The sequence below is a fragment of the Hymenobacter ginkgonis genome, from assembly GCF_009755225.1.
GTDB classification, from domain to species: domain Bacteria; phylum Bacteroidota; class Bacteroidia; order Cytophagales; family Hymenobacteraceae; genus Hymenobacter; species Hymenobacter ginkgonis.
In genome coordinates this window covers 1-23,320 of record NZ_WQKZ01000011.1, presented here as the reverse complement: position 1 = coordinate 23,320, position 23,320 = coordinate 1, and the positions used below count along the sequence as shown (strand labels likewise).

Below are 23,320 nucleotides of genomic sequence, written 5' to 3'. Positions count from 1 at the left end.
GTTTGCTCCTCTGCTTGCCGGCGCTGCTGTGCGCCGGCCGGGGACAGGCGCAGGCACTACCGCCGAGTGAAGGGTTGATCCCGGACTCGACCGAGCTGCGGGTCTTGCGCCAATTCTACCACGCCACCGGCGGGGGGGTGAGCACGTTCTGGCTACCGGGCTCGACGCTGGCGGACGCAGCCCAGGCGGGGGCCGTCGGCGTGGCCGGGGGCGATGTGGTGAGCTTGAACTTGAGCGCGCGGCAGCTACCGGGCTCCTTGCCCGCCGCCCTGAGTCAGCTCGCGCAATTGCAGCGCTTAGTCCTCGCAGATAACCAGTTCAGCGGCGCGTTGCCCGCTTCTTGGGGCCAGCTCACGCACCTCACCTTCGTCGATCTGGGCCATAACCAGCTTAGTGACTCGCTCCCTGCCTCCTGGGGCCAGCTTACCCAACTTACGTATCTCTACCTGGCGGCCAACCAGCTGCGCGGGCGCCTACCGGCGGCCTGGAGCCAAATGGCCCAGCTGCAAACGCTAAACCTGTCCTATAACCAGTTCACGGGTTCCTTGCCCGCCGCCTGGAGCCAGCTGGCTGCGTTGCAGACGCTCTACCTCAACCAGAACCAACTTAGCGGTTCCCTTCCCACCACTTGGGAGCACTTTCCCCAGCTCACGTACTTCAACGCGGGTCAAAACCAGTTGAGTGGTCCGCTGCCAGCCGAGTGGGGCCACTTCGGATCCCTGCAGACCTTGGTGTTGGGCGACAACCAACTCAACGGCGCGTTGCCCGCTTCGTGGGGGCAGCTTGCGCACCTCACGTACGTGGATCTGGGCCATAACCAGCTCAGTGACTCGCTCCCCGCTTCCTGGGGCCAACTCTCCCAGCTTACCTACCTCTACCTGGCGGCCAACCAGCTGCGCGGGCGCCTACCGGCGGCCTGGGGCCAGCTGGCGCAGCTGCAAACGCTGAACCTGTCCTATAACCAGTTTGTGGGGCCCTTACCCGCAGCTTGGGGCCAGCTGGCCGCGCTGCAAACGCTTTACCTCAACCAGAATCAGTTTAGTGGTCCCCTACCGGAAGCCTGGGGTCACCTGGCCCAGCTCACGTCCCTGAACGCCGAGCAGAACTTGTTGACCGGGCCCTTGCCCGACTCGCTGGGGCAGTGCAGCCACCTGCGGGGGCTCTACCTACACCAGAACCAGATCACCGGTCCCTTGCCGACTGGTTGGGGTCAGCTGACTCAGCTGCAGCAGCTCTACTTGCAAAGCAATGCGTTGAGTGGGGCCATTCCCGCCAGTTGGGGGCAGCTGCACAGCCTCACGATCTTAGAACTCAGCTATAACCAGCTTTCGAAAAGCTTGCCCGTCGAGTTGGCCCAGCTCACGAGCCTAAGTTACCTCGGACTCCTAAACAACCACCTGCAAGGGTCACTACAGCCCCTGGTGGGCATGCGCAGCTTGACCAGCGTCAATGCGGCGGGCAACCGCTTTAGCGGCGAGCTGCCCACCGGGCTCGGCCAGCTCGTGAACCTGAACTACCTCTACCTAGACGGCAACCAGCTTGCGGGGCCGGTGCCGGCAGCGCTCGGGCAGCTGCCGCACCTCTACCAGCTCACGCTGGCGGGCAATCATCTTTCCGGCACCTTGCCCGCGAGCGTCGTGCGCCTGCCCACTTTATCGTACCTGCAACTGGCGGGCAATGACTTGACGGCGGTCGAGGACCTGGGTGGGGTTACGGGACTAACGCTCAACAGCAACTTGACCAGCAACTACCTGGACTACGTGAGCCTCGAGCGCTTATTCACGGCCCCGCAGCAAGGACGGATAGGGAGTCTGGATGTACGCGGACAACGCCCCTCGCCCCGGATCGATACGCTCAGCTACCTGGCCGGCGAATCGTTGGTCTTACGCGTACCCGCCGCGGCGCTAGGGCGTTACTTGTACCGCTACCAGTGGCAGCGCCTGGTAGGCAGCCAATGGGTAAATATGCCCGGCGACACGTTGCTGACCAAGACGTGGGCCCAGGCCACGGCCGCCGAGCAGGGCACCTATCGCCTGGCGATGCACAATCGCTGGTTCACCGATCCCAGCACGGGCCCGACTGAGCTCTACTCGGCCATGGTCTACACCGACCTGCTGCCGTATAAGCCACTGGCCCAGAACAAACCCGACGACACCAACCCTGGCTCCTTGGTGTTGGCCCCGGCTGATACGGCTAGCTGGCGCCTAGCCGCCGGTGCTGCAGGCGACGTGAACTACGTGCGCAGCTGGAGTCCGCGGGTGGCCCTGACGGAAGCCGGCCGCGTGGCGGCGGCACCCGTGGACTCGGTGAGCACGAGCACCCAGTACCTGGATGGGCTGGGCCGGCCCGTGCAAACGGTGTTGCGCCAGGCCTCCCCCCGCCGCCGCGACCTGGTGCAGCCCCAGGCCTACGACGGGCTGGGACGCGAACCCCGCCAGTACCTGCCCTACCCGGACTCGGTGCAGGGCCGCGGGGGCTACCGCCCCCAGGCCCTTGCGGCCCAGGATGCCTTCTATCGGCGGGTGGGCCCGGGTCCCGGCCTGCAGGGCCCGCTGGACTCGCTAGATGTCACGCGCGGGGTGGCCCGCACGGGGGCCGCGTACGCGGCGACCCAATTTGAGGACTCGCCCCTGAATCGGGTGCTGGCTCAAGGGGCGGCTGGTGAAGCCTGGCAGCTGACCAGTGGCCACATCCAGCAGCGGCTAGAGCGGCCGAACACAGAGACAGACTCCATCCCGCGCTTCGTGCCCGGCTACGACCCCGCTAGCCTCGATCCGGGTTATCAGGGCTACTACAAGGCGGGCGAACTCTGGGGTACGGAAGTCGCCGACACCCACGGCCCGACCGAGCCGGGGGCCAAAGGCTACCGCACGATAGAGTGGAAGGACAAACTGGGCCAAGTGGTCCTGAAGCAGGTCGAGGCCAACCGCCTGGGCATGAGCAACACCCTGCGGAGCCGCTGGCTGCGCACGGCCTACGTCTACGACGACTTTAGTCGCCTGCGCTTTGTGCTCCAGCCCGAAGCCACGAAGGTAGTGTTGCCCCTGGGGCAGGGGCCGCAGTCAGTGCCGGTCGCCGTACAGCCCTTCCTGTTCCACTACCGCTACGACGCGCGGGGACGGCAAATTGCCAAGCAGGTGCCGGGCCAGGACGGCGAGACGCGGGTCGTCTTCGATCAGCTCGACCGCCCGGTGCTGAGTCAGGATGCCCAGCAGCGGCGCCACCAGCAGTGGAGCTGGACCAAATACGACGCCCTGGGCCGCATCATCCTCTCCGGCTTAGTCACGCGCCTGGACTCCGCTGATCAGCCTCGGTTGCAAGCCCTCGCTACGGCCGATACCCTAGAGAGTCACCAGTACGAGCAGCGCTCGGCCAGCGCTGCGCCGCACTACTACACCACCACCCACGCCTTTCCGCAGCTAGGCCAGGGGAGCTTTGACGCGGGCCAGGTGCTCACGGTCACCTACTACGACGACTACAACTTCAACAGCGATGCTCAGCAGCTGGCCGATGCCAGCTACGATGCGCGCACCGACAGCCAGTTCCCGAGCGGCGCGGCCCCGGTGGCCGATGCGCTGCGCACCCAGGGTCTGACGACCCGCACCAAGACGCGGGTGCTGGGCGTGGTGGAAACGGATGATGTAACGCAGCCGGCCGCCTGGCTCACCACTACGACGTTCTACGACGAGCGGGCCCGGCCCGTGCAGGTGCAGACCACCAATGCCCGCTGGGGCCTGGATCTGCTCACCACCCAGCTCGACTTTACAGGCAAGGTGGTGCAGAGTGTCGCCGTCCACCAGGGACCCAGCCACACCCCCGTCACGGTCGCCGAGTTCTTCCGCTACGACCACACGGGCCGGCTGCTGAGTACGCGCCAGCAGTTGCCGGGCGAGGCGCACGCCGCCTTGCTCGACACCGTGAGCTACAATGAAATCGGGCAGGCCACGCGCAAGACCCTGGGCACGGGCCGCCTGCGCCAGGACGTGGACTATGCCTACAACATTCGCGGTTGGCTTACCAGCCTCAACGATCCCTACCAACCGGCGAAGGAGGACTTGTTTAACCTGAGTCTGCACTACGAGCGGGGCTTTACCAAAGGCTACGAGCAGTACAACGGCAACCTGACGGGCCAGACCTGGCGGGGCCGTGACGGCGTGCAGCGGGCCTACGGCTACGTGTATGACCCGCTGAATCGCCTCTTGCAAGGGGACTTCGTGGCCCGGACTACGACCTCCCTACTCACGCCCAGCGTGGGCTTGTGGCAAGCGGAGGAAGATAACTACCGGCTGAGCTTTGTCAGCTACGACGACAACGGCAACATCCGGACCCTGCGCCGCCGGGGCCTGCTACAAAACGCGACTCACGCACAGGCCAAGCAGTATGGAGCGGTCGATAACCTGACCTACACCTACCAAGGCAACCGCTTGCAAGCCGTCGACGACTTGGTCACGGGCAACCAATTAGCGCGCCCGCAGACCTATCACGGCGCGCCTACCTCCTTAGCGGGCGACTTCCAGGAGCAAGGCGTCAAGCTCGCTCAGGAATACCTCTACGATGCCAACGGCAACCTGACCCAGGATAAAAATAAGGGCATCACGGGCATTGCCTATAACCATCTGAACCTGCCGCGGCAGATTCATTTTGGGTCCGTGGGCGATAGCCTCGTCTTCCGCTACTCGGCGGCGGGCCAGAAGGTGGCCAAGCTGGTCTACCAGACCGGTAAGCCGATGCAGCGCACCGACTACCTCGGCCCCTACCAGTACGAGCAGGACTCGCTCAAATTCTTTCCGCACGCCGAGGGTCGCGTATTGCGCTTCGTCTCCTATGACAACGCCAATCAGCCGACCGTCAAGTATCAGCGCGAGTTCACCTTCAAGGATCACCTAGGCAATCTGCGCTTAGCCTACCGTTTGGGGCAGACCCGCACCTACCTGGCTAGCTTGGAACAGGATGCACCCACCCGCAAGCGCGAAACCCAGCAGTTCGACTCGCTCTCGGTCAGTCAACCGATTGCCACGGCCACTAGCTACACCTACGGCGGCGGCACCTACGCGGCGCGCCTCAACGCGAGTGGGGGCCCCGCGGCCCAGCCGCTGGGACCGCTCACCCAGTTGACCGTCCAAAAGGGCGATACGCTGCGCGTCTATGCCCCAGGACTCTACCCGCAAAAGGTCAACAACTCCAGCTTTGCCTTTTCGCTGGCTAGCTTCGTAACGAGCCTATTGCAGCCGGCGCCTGCTGGTGGACCTGCTGGGGTGGATGGTAGCCGGCGCGGCGGGCTACCACTGCTACAAATAGGCCTAGGAGCGGGCCTAGCTTCCCTACCTCAACTTAGTGGGGGGGTACCCAAGGGCTACTTGCGGGTCCTGGTGTTCAACCAGGACTCGGCCTTGGTGGACCAGCGCACGCTGCAACTCACGCAGGCCGCGCTGGGTAGTTACCAAGTGTTAGATACGCAGTGGCTGCCCATCACCCAGAATGGCTACGTTACGGTGTACGTGGGTAATGAAAGTCCGGTGGACGTGTACTTCGATGAGCTGCGCATCGTACATCGCCAGGGCCTGCAGGTGCAGGAAAATCAGTACGACCCCTATGGCTTGGAGTTAGCCGGCATCAGTGGCGCTGCCCCTGGCCTGCGTCTCAAGAACTTCTACCAGTTCAACGGCAAGGAAAATCAGTTAGACCTGGGTCTGAACTGGAATCACCACGACTGGCGCTTCTTCGACTACCAACTCGGGCGCTGGCATGCCGTGGATCCAAAGGTCGAGGATGGACAGGAAAATTGGACGCCCTATGCCTTCGGCTACGATAACGCCGTGCGCTTCAATGATCCCGATGGGAACTGTCCGACCTGCATCACGGCAGCTGCAGGCGCCGTGATTGGCGCCATGCTTGGGGCAGGCATCGAAGCCGGTACTCAGATGTACCATAATGGCGGTCACGTCAGCGATTGGCATGCCGTAGGAGGCGCCGCCGTGCAAGGTGGGGTGACTGGGGGTGTAGCCGGACTAACAGGTGGCACGAGCCTGCTGGCCGTAGGGGCAGCCGGAGCCGTGAGTAATGTGGCGGGCGGAGCAGCCCGCAATGCGTATGATGGCAAGCCTATTACAGTAGGCTCGGTAGCCAAAGATGCGGCCATCGGCGCCGTGGCTGGAGTTGGCGGGCACTTGGCGGGTAAAGCTATTGGGGCCGTGGCTAGCCGCTTAAGTCGTGGCGCCGCCACCGAAGCGGAAGCTGGAGCTGGTAGTGCCGCTCGAGGGGCGAAAGCGCCCTGCGGCTGCTTCACGGCGGGCACGGGTATCAGCACCCGCCGAGGCCATAAATATATTGAGCAAGTACAGGTAGGCGATTCGGTGTGGGCCTACAACGAACGCACCCGCCAGACGGCCCTACGGCCGGTTACGCACCTGTTTCGTCATGAGCGTGACACGGTGTATGTGCTGCACACGGCTACGGGCGAGGCCCTGCGTACCACCTCTGACCACCCGTTCTACGTGCGCGGGCAGTGGGTGCGCGTCAAGCGCCTGCGTGTGGGCGACTCACTAGTGAGTCAGAGCGGCCAGCGCCACGTGTTACGCCGCATCGACCTTAAGCCCGAGCACGTGACGGTGTACAACTTCACTGTGGATGAACTGCACACTTATTTCGTCGGCCAGAACGCTATATTGGTCCACAATTCGGGGCCGTGTCCTACTGGTGCATCAGCTGGAGGAGCATTCAACCCAAAATCATTTGCTGATGAGCTAGTTAGCATCAACAAAACAACTGAAGGCGGAGGAGCTCTGCTTAATGGCAATCCTTCTTCCGTAATAAATAGTGCGATGTATTACGAGAAGCCAGCAGAACAAGGCGCTGCAATCTTTAGAGGAATTTCGCACGGGCATATGTTTGTAGATGGCAATAAAAGAACTGCGGTGGCTGCTTTTCGTTCATTTGCAGCTCAAAATGGTTTGAAAACAGTAAGCCAAGCACAGATGATGAAAATTGCGACGGAAGTTGCGAAAGGAACTATTACCGACGTATCCAAGATTGCAGGAATGTTAACTAGATAAACCAAAATGGAATTAATAAGCAGAATTCTTGATGATAGCAATGTCACTATTGAGGCCCTGATTCATTGCTTTGAATTAGTAAAGCAAAATGGTGATGTTGCTGTTATTAAATTTGATGGCGAACGAACGTTAGAGCCCTATACTATATTCATAACCTTTCCTTTAGCTAAGCAGAGAGGCATGATTAGAGTAGAAGAAAATGACTTGAAAACGGGATTACTAAAAGCTTTGACTGAGTATATAAAAGAATAAAATGCAGGATTAGAAAGTGCTATTGCATCTATGTTCTACTCATACAGTCAGAGATCTATTCATCTTCGGTAATTGCTGATAAGTCTAGCTCCTTAAATACATGAGTTCCTCCTTCTCATTAACTGCCGTGCCCCAGACATTGGGTTACCTCTACCAAGCCGAGTATGCACTCTAGGCTTTACTTACAGCCGATGGCGAAGAATCTGCCCTCATTCTAGAAGGGCTGGACGACGTAGAGGTGCAAAGCGCGACGGCGACCAAACTCCAGCAGCTTAAGCACTACTTGAGCACCAAAAGGCAGTCCTTATCGAATCGCAGCACTGATTAGTGGAAGATGCTCTGGGTCTGGGACGATTTGTTGCAAAAGAAAGGACCCGCTGCGCACCCGTCTAGCCCATATCACGACGGCCACCGCCATTCCGGGCGCCATCTCTAGCTATAGCCGAGTCCGATGAGGCGTACTAGCGCTCGTAGGAAGGCTGGCCTTTTGTGCAGCGCATCTGCTACGCTGTGAAAGACTATTACCAGGCGTTTAGCCAACGTACCAAGTGGGGCGTCGATGGATTGCTCTTCGTGGGGGAGCTAAGCGCCTATAAGGCCGACCTGAAAGAGCAGTGAGTGCGATACGTCGACCGGTTGACATATGGAACGGAGTTTTCCGGGAATTAAGAAGAAGATGTGGCCTGCGTTCAGTTTGACAGCGAGTGCTAGACTGAGTCGAAACGGTTAGCTCCCCCATTCAGGCCATCATGTCGCCCAAGAATGAGTACATCACTCGAGGCACCTTCTACATCCTGGCCATTGAGGAATTGCTGATAAGTGAGAAGTACCTCCGATAGATGATACTTCACAGCCCTCCGGCCATTATTCCAACAATTCGACGAAGCAGCGGCATACATAGTGAGCAAAGTTAAAGTAGTAGGTCAGTTTGTTCCTATGGGCAAATTAGCGGTGGCATGGTCAAGCAAGCGCTGCACTTGCTTCTGGTTGAAAGTCCCCCCGCGTGGGGCCGTAAAGCCGAGCGCATTTAACTCCCCTGCCAACTGGCGAAAGCTCACCCCCTGCGCCCGGCGCGAGCTGATAAAGGCCGCCGTTTGCCGCAGCCCCGGGTCCTGCTGAATACGTGCTCGCCGCACCAGGAGGCTCTGTTGCCGAGCTGCGTCCGTTAGGTTAGCTGGGGTGCCCAGTACGGCTCCGCGCGCCTTCTTGGCGACGAGTGCATCTTTGGTTCGTTTGGAAATCGTCTCGCGCTCATGCTGAGCGAGCACCGCGAAGAGACCCACGGTAAGCGTATTCGCGTCGGGCATATCGCAGCAGACGAAGTCCACCCCCGCGTCGCGCAGCGTCAGGATGAAGCTCGCGTTCCTGCTCAAGCGGTCGAGTTTGGCAATAAGGAGCACCCCACCCGCAGCGCGAACCGCGGCCATCGCGGCGAGCAACTGCGGCCGCTGATTCTTCTTGCCACTCTCCACTTCAACATACTCGCCCTGCGGCTGGCCACCTTTGAGGAAACTGACGACCGCGGCCTGCTGGGCTTCGAGTCCAAGACCAGAGGCTCCTTGCTTCTGAGTGGAGACGCGGTAGTAAGCAAAGTAGGCCGGCATGAGAATTAGTTGGGCAGTCGAGCAAGAATTCTGGACGAAGATAAGGGGTATAGTCATTAGTTAAACGAACGTTTAACTTTTGTGACAAGATGTACTTTCAGGGTAGGTTTGTCTTAATGACAAAATATGTAGCCTACTTTCGAGTGAGTACCGTCCGCCAAGGGCAATCGGGCCTCGGCCTAGAAGCCCAGCAAGCGGCGGTGCAAAATTTTCTGCGCGGCGACGCCCAACTCGTGGCCACCTTTCTCGAAATTGAGAGTGGGAAGAAAAACGAACGGCCCCAACTGGCTGCGGCGATTGCGCGGTCCCGGCAGGAGGAGGCGGTGCTACTGGTAGCGAAGTTGGACCGACTCGCCCGTAATGTGGCCTTCCTGGCCACGCTCATGGAAAGTCGGGTGCGCTTCCAGGCCGTCGACCTGCCCGCGGCCGATGAGTTTACTTTACATATCATGGCGGCGGTAGCGCAGAAGGAAGCGTCGGCGATTTCTACCCGCACCCGCGATGCCCTAGCCGCGAAGAAAGCACGCGGGGCGCAGTTAGGCACGCCCACTAATCTGACTCAGGCCGCGCGCGAGAAGTCCTGGGTGGCGATGACCCAGAACGCGCAAGCCAATCTGAATAACCGGCAGGCAACACAACTAGCCACGCTGCTACGTGCCACCGGCGCTACATTACGCGCTATTGCGGAGCAGCTCAATCACTCAGGTTACCGCACGCGGCACGGGAAGGCCTTTCATCCAATGGGGGTGCAACGTCTACTGCTCAAACTAGCACAGTAGGCTGTTTACGTGTATCAAGGCTTGGTTTACTAAACGTTATATTTTATTTCTATTTCATGTTTCGTACACGTCAGCGGTCTGAATAGTCCAGTAAAGCTTTTTAGCTAACGTGAATTTGCCTATCACCCCTTCCCGGTCTACCTCTACCCAGACCTCGGCGGCAGTGGCAGTCAGGTACACGAAGCGAAATACTAGTACTGGATACCGGCGCGTATCCTTCTTTTCGTCATAGCAGAGGGGAGGCTGTTGACCGACTTGCAGCTTAAGCGACTGAAAACGACGCAAATCTTGAGGAGTAGAATGGGTAGTCGGCAGCAAGCGGAAGTAAATAGAACCTGCCGTATAATGGGCTAGATAAGGAGCCAAACCGGGTGCCCGAATCACCTGCGTGAGCACTTTTTGCATCGTTACATGGTCGGAGGCCACAACCGGCTTTCCTGGCTTAGGCGACCAGATTAGCAACAAACTCCAGTATAAAAACTTCATTTTCTCCTAGCTGACACCTTAACAGCGATAATTATACTAAAAATAGTATGCATTCAGGAGTAGTTAGTTACTAGCACAGTACTGACATTATAGGAAAAGCCGATTAAAGTAAGATGACTTCAAGGACATCTCTGGAAATATATACGTGTTTTGGCTTGACTGGCCGCTGCACCAAACTTGGTACAATTCCATTTTAACGCCTTGTTTCTAGCGTCTCTTTTGATACGCCAACAGTAGACGCAGGTACACTCATTTTCTCAACTAAGGAACGTAGTCTGGCTAATCGCAAATTTTTCCTTCTCCTCATAGGAACTTTTTGCATGCTACTTATTTTGGTCTTCAATACCAAATACATTAGCGCATGAGTAGCGGTACGAAGTCCAAGGCACCCAAGAAGAAGGCACAGGCCAAAAAGGCGCTGCCCAGTGGGGAACAACCTCAACAGCAACTGCCCGGCAGCGGGGGTGGCGAGGAAAAAGACTTGCTGGAAACCATCGCAATAGATTTGGTCAAGATTTCTCCTATCGTATGGAGTGGTGCGGCCAAAGGCAACGCTGCGCAGGTAGCAAAGCAACCCGATGGAGAATTTGAGGTACTACTAGCCGGCAAGCGTTTAGGATGTGTACCACCAGATTATGATGAACTGTTAGCTCCTAAGCCGTCGTACAGAGCAATTATAGTGCGTCGAAGTGAGAAGCCTATGGGCATTCGGATTGAGATTCGGCTATAAGTAGAACCGCTGATATGGACTACGAAATCAGTCAGTTATCGCTAATTGGCGGCCTTAACGATACGTTCTGTCAACGGCACTGCTTTGCCTTCGCGAAATGTGGTGGCGGGTATGCGACTGCTCCCTGCCAGTGCGCTTGGAAGATGTCTAGTCCGAGCTACCGGAAGTGCGGAGCGTGCTATCTCATCTGCTTGCAGCGAGAAGTGGTTACTCGTAACCGCCCGATAGACAATGCTCGACAGCAGTATATAGCGGGCCTGGATTGGCAAGACTTAGCCCTTTCGCAACGCATTGAAGCGGACTTCCCATTGTTCATTCCGGCGCGCACAGCTGATTTTCCAGCGGGCGGTGGCTTACTACCCTTGCGCTGGGCAGCGGCCGATGGTACCCAGGTAATTGATCGCTTATTAGCGGGTCGAACTGCTACGCCCAAATTTACTAGCCCAGCTCAGGTACGGGCCCACCTGCGAGTAAGCGAGAATTGTCGCTTGCTGGCTATTATGAATACTCAGGATAAGCTGTTAGAACGCTTCTGGGCAATGCGTGACAGAATAGGTAAGTTTCAGCGCTTAGCCTCCTACGGCTTCGAACTCAGCACGGGGGCCACTTTTTCTGTCACGGAGGATACAACGGAGAACACGCCCGTCCCCAGGTTTCACAACCTGGTAATGCAGCGACGACACTTGCGGGTGGTGCAAGAAATTCAACAGGCTGGACTTGCTTCGGTGCCCAATCTCTACTGGCTAGACGAATATGAAGAACAGCAGTGGATTACTTGGTTTGCTCGCAATTCCACGGTGCGCTATGTATCCCGCGACTTTACTCGTACCCGCCAGGGTATCGCGTTTGAAGAGAAGCTGGTAGCTCTCATCAGAATGCTTAATCAAGTGGGCCGCTCCTTTCATGTCTTTTTAATAGGGCCTGGCCCAGCGGTAGCGGCAAAGTCCTTGAGCTGCTTGGCTGCTCATGGACACACAGGCACTATTATCACCTCTGATCCTATTTTGCAGGGCATGAATGGCAAGCTGTATAATGCTACCTTCCGGGCCACATCAGCACCAGCCAGAACCAAGCCTGACGTAGTGCTAGAAAATATCGAGCTATTTGAAACACAACTCCTTAATTCTGTAGCTAATTATCCCAGCTTCGCCAAAGCTAGCAGGAATTTAGCTCTATCTCCCGCTTGATGTAAACGGTCTTATACTGGCCCTAGTACTTCGTTAGAGTGATACAGTTAGGACACCTGCTCCAGCTGCGGCACTTGGTCGGTAACATTGATTATGGCTAGTAGGGTATCTCGGCTAGTTCCGTCAGCAGCCGCGCCATCTCGGCTGCATAGGGGTATGCCCAGCCGGGCTGCTCTGGGGGTAATGAGCGCACGTCAACGGCCGGGACCTCGGGGTGGTGCAGCTGGCGCGTTATCTCATTGAGCAGCTATGTGGTGTCAGTCTAGCCCGCGATGTATCGTAGATGCAGCGTCGTAATGCTGGGAGAAGGGAGGGAATAGCGACTGCCGTCTATGGCTAGTGCATTGCTGACCAGGTACCACCGCTGCGCGAGAGCCTGCTCGCCCTCGTTGAGAATCGGCGTATGGGGGTTGAGGAATTTAGTTCTATCGAGGTGATTTCTGATGCTTCTGTTATACTAGAAGATATGATTATGACAAGGGCCGATTTCTGCCATGTAAGCCAAGAGGTTAATATATATCTATCGCTGCGAACCGCTTGATGCCGCGTCAGCAGGCAATAACCTATATTAGCGACGCTAAAGTACCCTATCATAATTAAACAACCATTTCTCCAATGGATCAACTTATACAGAGCATTCACCAGACGTTAAGTGACTATCGAGCAGATGAAAACGACCAATCCGTCAGAATCACCCCAGCAGGTATTCAAGAGTGGATTCTTCAGTTTGAGGAATCTGACAGGTTACCTATTCTAAAGGAACTGGACAACATTTTTAAAAAAAGATACTACTCAAAAAAGCAAGTAGAGGACCTACTCACCACAGTAGTAGAATTCTTAACTAAAGAATATAAATTTGAAAATGAAAGAGATTTTTTAAATAATGCTGTTTTCATCAGAACGCAGCCTAAGGGAAAAAGTCAGAGTATAATGTTGGATATGCTTGATAAAATAGTTCAAGTAAAGTATTCGATAAGCCTCGCAGAGTGCGGTAGCTCTTCAAGGCAATATTCTATCTATTTGGATGATATTTTGTGCACAGGACTTAAACTAATTACTGACACTAAAACATGGGCTGATGAAAAATATTCTTTCGATAAAACTAATAAACAAGCAGTAGAAGAAAACCTAACCAAGTTAATTTTTGTTTATGTGTTTATACACACAAAAAATTATGATTTAAAGAAAAAAGAGCTTTACTATACGTCAAAAGGCTTAGCGGATAAACACAAAATGTATCGTGCAGTAGAGATTGATAATTGTATTGAAGCTAAATCAAAAATTGATTTAATCATGCCTGTCGAGGAAAGCGACAAGTTAATAATAGATTATAAAAACAATACTGTTTTGACTGTTAATGAGTACAACAAGCGATACGATAAAACCAGCCCTGAAGAATTCTATCGTCCCGACACTATACCTGTAACAGAAGGGTTTTTTACCAGCCCGGAAAACAGAAAGATTGTTGAGCGAGCTTTTCTCAGGAAAGGTATCGAGATTCTAAACGCCGCAAATGTCAATAATAAAAATATGCGAGCGCTAGGCTATTCTATACCATCACGTAAGAATTTCGGATTCGGTGCCCTATGTTTTACTTGGAGAAATGTCCCTAACAATGCTCCACTGGTATTTTGGTACTTAGGAGGTGGGTTTATTCCATTATTCAAAGTACGACGTGGCAATCAAGCTTTTGACCTTGATTCATTGTTATCTCAGTTGAACGGCTAAAGAGCGTGAATAATGGAACCTAACAGAAAATATGATAGCAAAGTGTATGATGCCGAACAAAGCTGCGTCTTTAGGAAAACCAAGGAACAGTTTGGAGGGCTATCAAACATGGCATCAGGATTTCCTTTAAGGATAAATAATATACCTATTCTATCTTCTGAAGCTCTATATCAAGCTTGCAGATTTCCAAGTCTCCCAGACGTACAGTCGAAGATTCTGAACCAGCGTAGCCCAATGACTGCAAAAATGGTAGGCAAGCCATTTAGGGAAGATACTCGTGCAGATTGGGAGGATGTTAGAATCAAAATAATGCGCTGGTGCTTAAAGGTCAAATTAGCGCAAAATTATTTTGAATTCGGTAAGTTACTCGAAAGTACTTTTGATAAACAAATTGTAGAGGATAGCAGCAAAGATGATTTCTGGGGAGCAGTAAGGGACAAGTCCGACAATGACAAGCTAATAGGAGTAAATGCCTTAGGGCGCTTACTTATGGAGATTAGGCATTTTTACAATGAACATAGGTTTTCTTATAATATGTTTGTTGTAGAACCTTTAAGTATTCCTGATTTTTTGCTATTTGGCCACCCTATTCAAGTGGTGGATGAGAGAATAAATTTCATTTCTCACCTTGAAAGAATTATGCACTGCAAAGAGGCTATCAAGATTAATTATACAGTTAAGCCTAGCATACTTAGTGAGGAAGTAGTCATAATTTCAGATATCCCTACCAGCAGCCTAAATACGCTTTTCATCAAGGATAAAACTGCATCTACTAAAAAAGTAGCTGCTCCAAAAGATAAACCAGCAAAACGCAAGCGGGAGGCTAAAAAAGTTGGTGAGCCTGCAGAAAAAGCCAAGGGGAAGGCTACTAGAAAAAGTAGCGTACGTTTTCTCAAGGACCAGCCTATGCTCCCGTTAAGCTAGTGGCTCCTAATCAATCTATTTAAATTCTGGGGCCTCGGCGGGGCCGCTGCACAGATGGGGTAACTTCGAGCGCTTCCCGGTACTGGGATGGTTGCGGGGCTATCTGGGGGCCCGGCGGCGCTTGCGCGGCCACCTGTTGCTGCTTGAGGGCCTGCCGCACCGCTTGGCGCTGCTGCTTCTGCCGTAGTACCTACGCTCGCAAGGCCGCACTATCTTCTGGTGTGCCGTGCTGCATGGTGTGAACGTAGCGGAAGATTTCGACCAGGGGCCGCTTATAGGCAAACGCCTAGTCAAAACACCTACTCTTACCGCTCCGAGAACTGTCGGCGCTCGTAGGCGCTCCGCACGACCCCTCACTGGGTACCCTTATGGTAGGTCACCAAGCTGAAATGGTACGGGTTTTTCCGGGTCAGCTTGTCGGCCCGCTGGCGCTCACTGTAGCGAGCTGGATTCTCGGTGCGGATGATGATAACGTGCACGTGCGTTTGCTCGCCAGCCACTTTGCACCTTACCCAGTTGTACTATCTAGTCGGCTGAACCGGCGTTGCGCGCGTGCTCTAGTGTGGCGAAACACAATAAGTCGCGCCCCGCAGTCTACTGCCAAAACGGTGCAACTTGACCCGGTTCAGACTCAGCACCACCTAGTATTACTTGTCCGCTTCGCGGTTTAGGTTGCGTTTACGCAATTGCCTGCAGATAGGAAATTACTTCAACGGATCCGTAAGATTTTTTTTAAGGCATCGCATTCCGGTTTTAGACGATGATTAGCAGAGACTAATTTATCAATTCCAGTGACCAGCTTGCTTTTGGGCAGCTTCGCCTGCGCTAACAACTCATTTATTAGCCAGGTCATATTCAGCAGCTTCATCGGCGGAATGTATTTCCAGGTACACAAGCAGGTGCAGCTGGCCAGTAGCGGCCAGTTGTGCGTTCGGGCCATGTGGTAAACCGACCACTCCGCCGCCGACAGGCGCGGAAATTCACCAGCCAGCTCTTCTACAGCTAGGTGGTCCTCTTCCGTACTGACAATGACTAGCACTTTCTTCGCCCTGATATAAGGTGCGAGCTGGTGCTGGAGGTCGGCATCGAGGGCAGCCAGCGCCACGTCGGAAATGCAGAAGGTGTAGGAGAGTTGAAAAGCAGGGCCGAACAGTTGGGCTTGTAGCAGGTCAAGCAACATGCCGGCATCTTGGATAGCCAGATGGGTAAACTTCATTCATCAGTTGGCAAATCCTTGCTGCGGAACTCCTGGAGTGTAACGCCAGCTAAGCTGGCTGCCTTAGCATCGGAAACGATGTCCTCGGCTACGAGCCGACGAATTAGCTGCTGAAAACGGTAGGACTTTTTGCGCTCGCCTAAAAACTGTCCGAAGTCTTTCTCCATTCGGTTAGGGGCCATTTTAAAGCAAAAATGCTTGTAGTAAGAGTCACTGATGACTTGCAAGTCCCACAAGCGCCGCATAATGGCCTGGGCGGAGATGCCGTACTGGTTTTTCACGGCAATCAACTCATAGTCAGAAATCCGCTTGCGAGTACGCCCAAACTCGCGCCATACCACCTCCTGCGGGAGCAGCATGGCCCCGGCGAAACGGTGGCAAAGTCCTTCCAATTCCTTCTCCGTGGCGGCCACGATGTCCAGCACAGAATGTCCCAGCTCATGCAACGCGGTGAACCGCCGCCGCTCTGGAGTATCAGTCCCGTTGAGGACGATAACCGGTAGCTCGCTAACAAGGGTAGCCAGGCCGTGAAAGGAAGAAGAAGTATCCAGTACCAGTACGCATACCCCGTGCTCTTCTAGCATTTCCACCACGTTTGGGATCGGGTTGATACCAAGCCTCCATTTTTTCAGCGTCGCCTCGGCAGCATCCTCTACTTCTTGGGCAGTAGTTACGCGGCACTTGCGTGCTTTACCGGCTGCGTCAGTAAAGGGAGCGTCGAATTGGTGCTCAATGTCTAGCATCCCTTCTACCTCGATGTAGCGTTCCAGGTAGTCCCGTATTTTTTCCTTGATGCTGTCGACTTCTTTGACCGTTAGCTTGGCTTTCTTCCGAAACTCCACCGGACCCAGTGCTAGGCGATTAGTGCGGAAAAAATAATTGGGGCTTACATCAAGGACCTGAGCTAGGAGCCCCAGCACGCCGCCTTCCGGCTTCATCGTGCCCTGCTCGTACTTATTGAGGGCCTGCTTCGTGATGCTGCCTACCCGGTCAGCCAGGTCTTGTAGGCTCCAGCCCCTCATCTTGCGGGCAGACCGGAGATTCTCCGCGAACGAAGTCATGCGTAAGTGGCCATTTGAGCGTTGAAATTTAAGCGTTTGTTAGTCAATGAGTAAACCGCGGTGCGCCCGATCTGGTTGACAAAAACTATAAAAAATCATTTTTTGTCAACCAAAGGTTGCGTATGTTTGTGCTGTCGAGCTAGCACGGCAGCTGGCTCGGCTCAATCACCTCACGTTGCAAACTACATCTAGTCATACCATAAACCAAGAAACCCTCCCGCCGCGGCAACGGCAGGAGGGTGGATGAAAAAGGAAGCTACTCTCGCGGCAAACGAAACACTTGGGTTGGTAACCCAAGCCGGCATCCTGTTGTCTTTCGGCTGCAAACCTACGATTCTTTTCGGGAATCTGGGGACGCTACCCGAAAATCTGCCCGGGCCAAGCTATTCCTTCCCAGCTTGGCCCGCCTTCGGGAAGGACTCATTTTCGGTAGCGGCACTCCGCATTAGTGCCCTTAATATCCCGCAATGGAACCTTTGCATCCTGGCGCACCCGCGCCGCAGCACCCCCAACCGCCCCACTCCCCGGCTCAGCACGAGGAGCACGTGACGGTTCACATCCACACACACGGCGATGAGGAAATCATCATTGACATCGCCGAGCATCACCGGCACCGCAAGCCCCACCCCCAGCCCGACCCCGGCAAAGAGGTAGTGTACCTGCTCACCATTGATGGGCAGAAGTACCGCCTCTCGAACCCACACCCCACGGGCGAGGAAATCTTGGCCCTAGCCGGCAAAACGGCCCAGCGCTACCAGCTCAGCCAGCAACACGGCGAGCCGAGCCGGCTCCAGGTGACGGTAGTACACCCCACCGAGAAGGTTAACTTAGCGGAGTACGGCATCGAGTCGTTTCTGACCAAGCCCTTACCCGTCACCATCTACGTGAACGGCACCCCGCAGCAGGTTACGCAGCAGGAGTTGTCGTTTGAGGAGCTGGTGGCCTTAGCGCACCTCATCAGCGGCCCCAACGTGAGCTATACGCTCACCTACCGTAAAGGCCCCGCCAGCAATCCGCAAGGTAGCTTGGTGGCCGGCCAGCGTGTTCACGTTCAAGAAGGCATGATTTTCAATGTCGGCGCAACTGATCGGTCGTAGCCCGGACCTGCTACGCCTTCGCAACGAAGGCTATGAGCTAGAGCTAGGCAGCGGCGTGCAGGGCCAAGGCTTCCTGCTAGTGAAGGGGGTTCCATATGTGACCACCTCCCGGCAGGTTGCCTTGGGCACCCTAGTATGCCCGCTGACGCTGGCCGGTGACGTGGCAACCAAGCCAACTAACCACGTCGCTTATTTCGAAGGCAGCATCCCGTGCGATAAAGACGGCCAGCCGTTAACCAAGTTGGTTATTGGCAGCCAGCTCCGGCAGCACCTGGGAGGCAACGTGTACATAGACCACACCTTCTCCAGCAAACCGTCGCCGCTGGGTTACCCAGACTACTACCAACTGGTGACGACCTACGTGATGCTGGTAGAAGGCCCGGCCCAGGCCCTCGACCCTAAAGCGACGGCTAGGACCTTCTCTGTCGTCACGGATGCGGCGGACACTTCCGTCTTCGGCTACGTGGACACGGCCTCGCCCCGCGCCGGCATTTCGACCGTGACGGCGCGGCTAGCAGGCCACCGGGTGGCCATCGTGGGGCTGGGCGGAACGGGATCTTACATACTCGACCTCGTGGCCAAGACCCCCGTAGCGGAGATTCACTTATTCGACGGCGACGTGTTTTCGCAGCACAACGCCTTCCGCTCACCGGGTGCACCTTCGGCTGCGGCCTTGCAGCAGAAGCCGCAGAAGGTAAACTACTTCGCACAGCTTTACGCGCCGATGCACCGGAGCATCCACGCCCACGACGGCTACCTGAACGCAACCAACGCCGCGCAATTGCGGGGCATGGACTTCGTGTTTTTGTGCCTCGACCGGGGCAGCGTCAAGCAGGTGCTAGTACAGCAACTGGAGACCTGGGCCATTCCCTTCATCGACGTAGGCATGAGCATCCACTTCAACGAGCAGGCCAATGCGTTGGGCGGCATCCTGCGGGTAACGGCCAGCGGCCCTCGGCAGCGGGCGCACGTACACCAGAAGCAGCGCATCTCTTTCGGCGACGGCGATGCCGGCAACGAATACCGGCGCAATATACAGATTGCGGACCTTAACGCGCTGAATGCCACGCTGGCCGTCGTCAAGTGGAAGAAAATGACGGGGTTTTACCTGGACTTGGAGCACGAACATCACAGTACGTACACCATCGACGGCAACCTCGTGCAGAACGAGGACCAGGCAGCATGAGGCGCGAGGTGATACAGCCGGAATTCGTGGAAGCTATTCCGCGGGAACTGGAGGAGGGCGTGTTATACATCTCGATTCCCTTTGCCACTGCCGTGCATAACTGCTATTGCGGCTGCGGCAACCGGGTGGTTACACCCCTGACCCCGTTTAAATGGAAGCTTTCTTACGATGGGGAGGCGGTGTGGCTGTCGCCGTCCATCGGCAATTGGAGTTTTCCCTGCCAGTCGCACTACTGGATAAAGCGTAATCGCATTCAGTGGGATGGCCAGTGGTCAGCAGAGGAAATTGCCGCTGGCCGCAAGCGGGACTTGCGCGCGCAACAGCAGCATTTTACATCAACTCCCGCTCCGCCGGCCCCTGCCTTTACCCCGCCGGTGGCTCCGGTGCCAGAGCCACCCATTGGATTCTGGAAAGGACTCTGGCGCAAGCTGAAGCTATCAGGCAGCAACGCGTAGCAAGATATTGCTGCCAGTGGATAGCCAGGCAAATGCGATAAAGGCCGGTGCTATTTGCGCCGGCCTTTTCTATTGTATCGAATATCAATACCAGATTTGTGTTCCACGTATTCTTTGTAAATAATGTGGCCGTAGACTTAGGCAAAGCGTCGCAGTTCGGGCAACTGATTATCTGAACTCTGATGTTTATCCTCAGTCGAGACACGAGCGTAGAGAGTGACGGTTGTCGTACCCTGAAGATACTCCAATAAGGGTCAGTAAAATACGACTTAAAAAAGCGCCTCCACGCGTTGGAAACGCCCTCTCGAAAACCATCCAACAAAGGCCCATGAGCCTTAATATCGGCCGGAGACTAGTCGGAACCGAGGGGTTAGGAACCGGTTAGGTCGTTGGCAATTGCCAAAAGTACCTAACTCACAAAACTCCCAAAATAAATTATAACGTGTTTTACACTTAACCAACTATAATACAGTTAATTGTGTCAAAAAATTGCCTGTTTATTATAATGTCACCCGCACGGCAGTGCGCGCCCTTTAGCTTTGGCCGCTGGGTTGAGCGGGCTGTTAAAGGGAATATATGAAAGCGGCTTTGCCTACTAGAACAAGCCCTGGCACCTATAAATCGGCCTTTTGCCTGGCGTGGCAATTGCCACTGGCTGCCACGGCGTGCGGCGCCCTTCGCAATATCCCGGCTAGGGAGCCGCCGACAGCATCCAGCGAGCGCTCCTTTAGCCTTAACACTGGCCGGAGACTAGCTGAAATACGAGAGGATGATAGCCGGCTAGCTCATGGGCAATTGCCAAAAAGGCCCCACTCGCCGATGCGGCAAAATAAATTATTGCGTGTTTTGCACCTAATCAACTATGCTATAAGCAATAAAGCTGAAAAATTGCCTGTTTTTTATTGCGTCACCCGCACGGCAGTGCGCGCCCTTTAGCTTTTGCCCCTCCTCTGAGCGAGCTTTCGAAGAGAATATATGAAGACCATTCGCCCAGCTAGAATAGGCCCTGGCGCATCCGTACTGGCCTTTTGCCTGGCTTGGCAGGTGGCAATTGCCAGTTGGGATCGGGCAATTGCTACTGGCTGCCACGGCGTGCGGCACCCCTCGTAATACCCCGGTTAGGGAGCCGCCGACAGCATCCGGCGAGCGCGGAAGTACCGAGGCAGCCTATGGCAACTTCGCGCCCACTTAGCCGAGCTAAATTGCCTAAAAAGCCAATCTCACTCGTATCACCCTTGGCGCGCTGCCAGGGGCGATTATGATTGAATTCGACCTAGTACAGTCTCACGAGTCGAGCGCTGCAGCCCAGCTTGCCCTGTCCCTACTTGGCAATTGCCAACAGCTGCCTCGGTGGTATCTGGTAGGGAGAGGGCTGATGGTTGACAACTGGGATGCTCTTCGCCTATTCTGGACCGGCGCGCGACCACCCGCCACCTGCCGGTCACTAGGCCGCAACGAAGCGCGAAAAAAGCCAGTCTCACGCCCAAGTGCCCCCATGCGTTGGAAATGCTGTTTTTAGCCCTTTTTTCGACTTTTCCGTCCCATTTACTCGCCTAGCACCCCACCGTGCCCTGTCGGCTACTGGCAATTGCCACTACCTACTAAGGGGATATATGCCCCCTGATTTAACCAATAGTCTATTGATTATCAATATATTATTGAGTTGTCAAAACCATTGCATGCTAGATCAATCTAGTTCGGCAGGCACTTGCGGCCAGCGGCTGCGTAGAGACCCAGAATGGCGTTATAACCACCCATCTCCTACCAGACAGCAGGGTACTTACGCTACAACTTCCAGGGGTATCCGAAAAGCGTGCGTTATTGCCCCCCCCTACCCATTCCTTTTACAAGCTGTAGTCCGTCGTTTGCAGAACGTAAAAGGGTTTGCCCTATTTAAATCACCGTTTTCCTGAATCACTTTTGTAGATAACCTAGCTCTTTGGGATGAACGCGGACATTCGACGGATTATCTTTTGCCTCGGCTGGGTGCTACTACCCTGCTATGGGAGTAGTCAAGCACGCCCCACCCCAGCGGACCGAGAAGCTGGGGCGATGTTAAAGGCGTTTTACACCGCGTACATCACGGGTGGGGCACAGGCACCCACGCGGGCTAACCTGGCCCAATCAGTGGCCCTGCAAAAAGAGTATTGCACGGCGAGTCTGTGCCGAAAAATTCAGGCACAATACGCCAGCGGGCACTTGGAAACAGACCCGTTTCTGTACGCGCAAGACGTGGACATTGCCTGGGTCAACACCTTGTCCGTCCAGAAAGATGCCAAGGTATTAAACGGATATAGGGTTTCGTATAGGCCCGCCCCCGCTGAAAAAACCACCATTCACGTGACGGTCATCAAACAAGGCAAGGCGGTTAAAATAGCCTCCATCAAATAAAGGCTCTTTTCCCTGAACGCCTAGCAGTTGGCCGGCGCCAGGTGCCAGCAAGCCGCTATAGCGCGGGACGAGTTTAAGAAACCCGTCTACGAATCGAAGTTCACGAAACACGCCGAGGGGATGAGTTTCGTAAACTCCCAAAATGGGAGCCTAGTCCCCGCCAAAGTACCACGCCGGCCGTGCCCCGGCGGGAAGCCCAAAATCGCCACTTTTCCCAGACCAATCCGGGAAGCCACGTTATGGCAATCAACTATTTCAAGAAAATAGCAATGTAGATTGACTAGCTAATTACTTTATTTAATTCTATTTAACGATGACTTCTGCCCTAGTTTTCCAGCCTGACGAATATTACCCGACCATTTCGACCAAGCTGCTCGCCGCAGTGCCGGAGTTTGTCACTGTATTTGATGTAGATGACCCAGCCGATATCTACCTGGTAATCGGCGAGTTCTCACGGTTTTTAATCGCCAGTCATACGAATCCTACTCTTTTCCAGAGGTGTATGGATTTTATAAATAAGTCCTTTGAACTAGGGGGGCAGGAAACGCAAGATATGTTGTGGGTTCAGGTGTTTGAGTCGGTCGATGACCATAAAGAGGTCTTACCACAATTCGCCAGCCACCTTTCGCCTTATATCCGCACGCTGTTTGAGGCCTATCAACAAGCATGTATAGAAACTAGGAATCGTTTCTTAAAACAGGGGCAGTGAGTGTTAAGGCCGAGCTTGTCACGTTTCTTAACCCAACTTCTTAAAATGTCTCGGCCTACTAGAGTCAGTTATGGAAGGAGAATTGCCTGATATCATAAGTTCTATTCAAGCAATAAAATAATAATAGTCAAACAATTAATAAATTTTACAGATGCAAATACTAGTTGAAATACCAGATTACAAACCAGCTACCGGCTTTGAATTTACTTGGGTAGACGGCTTTGAAATTGAAGTTGATTTGTGTCATGATGGCGTCATGATCAAATGCAACAAGGCTGGCTTGATCTCTCTGGCAACCCAGTTACTTACATTGGCTCAAGATGATTTTGGCAATGGCTATGATCTACACCTTGATAAATACGCAGCCTTGGAGGACAACTCCATAGATTTGATTATTGTCAAGAAGGAAGATTGAGATGGGCTGTTAAGCCTAATAGCTTGAGGTCTGAACCGGGCCAACAAG

General features: G+C 54.7%; 19 protein-coding genes. 14 read left to right on the top strand and 5 right to left on the bottom strand.

All coding sequences use genetic code 11. From position 1 onward, the window contains the following. Window positions 1-2: 2 nt before the first annotated feature. The 3 genes from GO988_RS23010 to GO988_RS24700 all read left to right on the top strand — a co-directional run bounded on the left by GO988_RS23010 (window position 3) and on the right by GO988_RS24700 (window position 7,922). Window positions 3-7,052 carry a DUF6443 domain-containing protein gene (locus GO988_RS23010; RefSeq protein ID WP_198173017.1) on the top strand — a complete coding sequence of 2,350 codons (7,050 nt, stop codon included), beginning with the start codon at window positions 3-5 and terminating at the stop codon, window positions 7,050-7,052. A gap of 6 nt (window positions 7,053-7,058) precedes the next feature. Then, complete coding sequence (locus tag GO988_RS23005) at window positions 7,059-7,304, top strand: hypothetical protein (RefSeq protein WP_157569987.1); 246 nt, start codon at window positions 7,059-7,061, stop codon at window positions 7,302-7,304. Window positions 7,305-7,793: 489 nt separating this feature from the next. Then, window positions 7,794-7,922, top strand: coding sequence for an ABC-three component system protein (locus GO988_RS24700; protein ID WP_317164962.1), 129 nt, complete (start codon window positions 7,794-7,796; stop codon window positions 7,920-7,922). Window positions 7,923-8,227: 305 nt separating this feature from the next. On the opposite strand, the gene GO988_RS23000 is transcribed toward GO988_RS24700, so the two are convergent. Then, window positions 8,228-8,908, bottom strand: a complete 681-nt coding sequence (locus GO988_RS23000) for a recombinase family protein (RefSeq protein WP_157569986.1) — start codon at window positions 8,906-8,908, stop codon at window positions 8,228-8,230. Window positions 8,909-8,997: 89 nt separating this feature from the next. On the opposite strand from GO988_RS23000, the gene GO988_RS22995 reads away from it, so the two are divergent. Further along, the gene (locus GO988_RS22995; protein ID WP_317164961.1) at window positions 8,998-9,687 is read left to right on the top strand and encodes a recombinase family protein; all 690 of its coding nucleotides are present in this window, start codon (window positions 8,998-9,000) and stop codon (window positions 9,685-9,687) included. Window positions 9,688-9,741: 54 nt separating this feature from the next. Here the strand turns inward: GO988_RS22995 and GO988_RS22990 are convergent, their stop codons facing one another. Further along, window positions 9,742-10,092, bottom strand: a complete 351-nt coding sequence (locus GO988_RS22990) for a hypothetical protein (RefSeq protein ID WP_157569984.1) — start codon at window positions 10,090-10,092, stop codon at window positions 9,742-9,744. A 442-nt stretch (window positions 10,093-10,534) separates the two neighbouring features. Here GO988_RS22990 and GO988_RS22985 point away from each other — a divergent pair, with 442 nt between their 5' ends. From GO988_RS22985 to GO988_RS22970, 4 genes are all read left to right on the top strand, one after another. Beyond that, on the top strand, window positions 10,535-10,903 hold the full coding sequence (locus GO988_RS22985; RefSeq protein ID WP_157569983.1) for a hypothetical protein: 369 nt from the start codon (window positions 10,535-10,537) through the stop codon (window positions 10,901-10,903). A 500-nt stretch (window positions 10,904-11,403) separates the two neighbouring features. After that, window positions 11,404-12,090 carry a hypothetical protein gene (locus GO988_RS22980; RefSeq protein WP_157569982.1) on the top strand — a complete coding sequence of 229 codons (687 nt, stop codon included), beginning with the start codon at window positions 11,404-11,406 and terminating at the stop codon, window positions 12,088-12,090. Window positions 12,091-12,705: 615 nt separating this feature from the next. Further along, entirely contained in the window at window positions 12,706-13,818 is a 1,113-nt protein-coding gene (locus GO988_RS22975; protein WP_157569981.1) for a phosphoribosyltransferase-like protein, read from the top strand. Between the two features lie 12 nt (window positions 13,819-13,830). After that, window positions 13,831-14,742, top strand: coding sequence for an NADAR family protein (locus GO988_RS22970; RefSeq protein ID WP_157569980.1), 912 nt, complete (start codon window positions 13,831-13,833; stop codon window positions 14,740-14,742). Between the two features lie 353 nt (window positions 14,743-15,095). Here GO988_RS22970 and GO988_RS22965 read toward each other — a convergent pair whose 3' ends face one another. The 3 genes from GO988_RS22965 to GO988_RS22955 all read right to left on the bottom strand — a co-directional run bounded on the left by GO988_RS22965 (window position 15,096) and on the right by GO988_RS22955 (window position 17,019). Continuing rightward, window positions 15,096-15,242, bottom strand: coding sequence for a hypothetical protein (locus GO988_RS22965; protein ID WP_157569979.1), 147 nt, complete (start codon window positions 15,240-15,242; stop codon window positions 15,096-15,098). Window positions 15,243-15,451: 209 nt separating this feature from the next. Beyond that, window positions 15,452-15,958 (bottom strand): hypothetical protein, encoded by a 507-nt coding sequence (locus tag GO988_RS22960; RefSeq protein ID WP_157569978.1) that lies wholly within the window; start codon window positions 15,956-15,958, stop codon window positions 15,452-15,454. Continuing rightward, on the bottom strand, window positions 15,955-17,019 hold the full coding sequence (locus GO988_RS22955; RefSeq protein WP_157569977.1) for an XRE family transcriptional regulator: 1,065 nt from the start codon (window positions 17,017-17,019) through the stop codon (window positions 15,955-15,957). The genes GO988_RS22960 and GO988_RS22955 overlap by 4 nt, the downstream gene beginning before the upstream one ends. 467 nt (window positions 17,020-17,486) lie before the next feature. On the opposite strand from GO988_RS22955, the gene GO988_RS23905 reads away from it, so the two are divergent. From GO988_RS23905 to GO988_RS22920, 6 genes are all read left to right on the top strand, one after another. Beyond that, a complete protein-coding gene (locus tag GO988_RS23905) occupies window positions 17,487-18,116 on the top strand; it encodes a multiubiquitin domain-containing protein (protein WP_198173016.1) in 630 nt (209 codons plus the stop codon). Next, a complete protein-coding gene (locus GO988_RS22945; RefSeq protein WP_157569976.1) occupies window positions 18,091-19,302 on the top strand; it encodes a ThiF family adenylyltransferase in 1,212 nt (403 codons plus the stop codon). Before GO988_RS23905 ends, GO988_RS22945 begins: the two co-directional genes overlap by 26 nt. A 26-nt stretch (window positions 19,303-19,328) precedes the next feature. Continuing rightward, window positions 19,329-19,757 (top strand): DUF6527 family protein, encoded by a 429-nt coding sequence (locus tag GO988_RS22940; RefSeq protein ID WP_198173015.1) that lies wholly within the window; start codon window positions 19,329-19,331, stop codon window positions 19,755-19,757. Window positions 19,758-21,809: 2,052 nt separating this feature from the next. After that, window positions 21,810-22,148 (top strand): DUF3828 domain-containing protein, encoded by a 339-nt coding sequence (locus GO988_RS22930; RefSeq protein WP_198173014.1) that lies wholly within the window; start codon window positions 21,810-21,812, stop codon window positions 22,146-22,148. A 313-nt stretch (window positions 22,149-22,461) separates the two neighbouring features. Then, window positions 22,462-22,857: a DUF7674 family protein gene (locus tag GO988_RS22925; protein WP_157569972.1), complete on the top strand. Its 396-nt coding sequence runs from the start codon at window positions 22,462-22,464 to the stop codon at window positions 22,855-22,857. 151 nt (window positions 22,858-23,008) lie between these two features. Then, window positions 23,009-23,272: an Imm32 family immunity protein gene (locus GO988_RS22920; protein ID WP_157569971.1), complete on the top strand. Its 264-nt coding sequence runs from the start codon at window positions 23,009-23,011 to the stop codon at window positions 23,270-23,272. Window positions 23,273-23,320 lie beyond the last annotated feature (48 nt).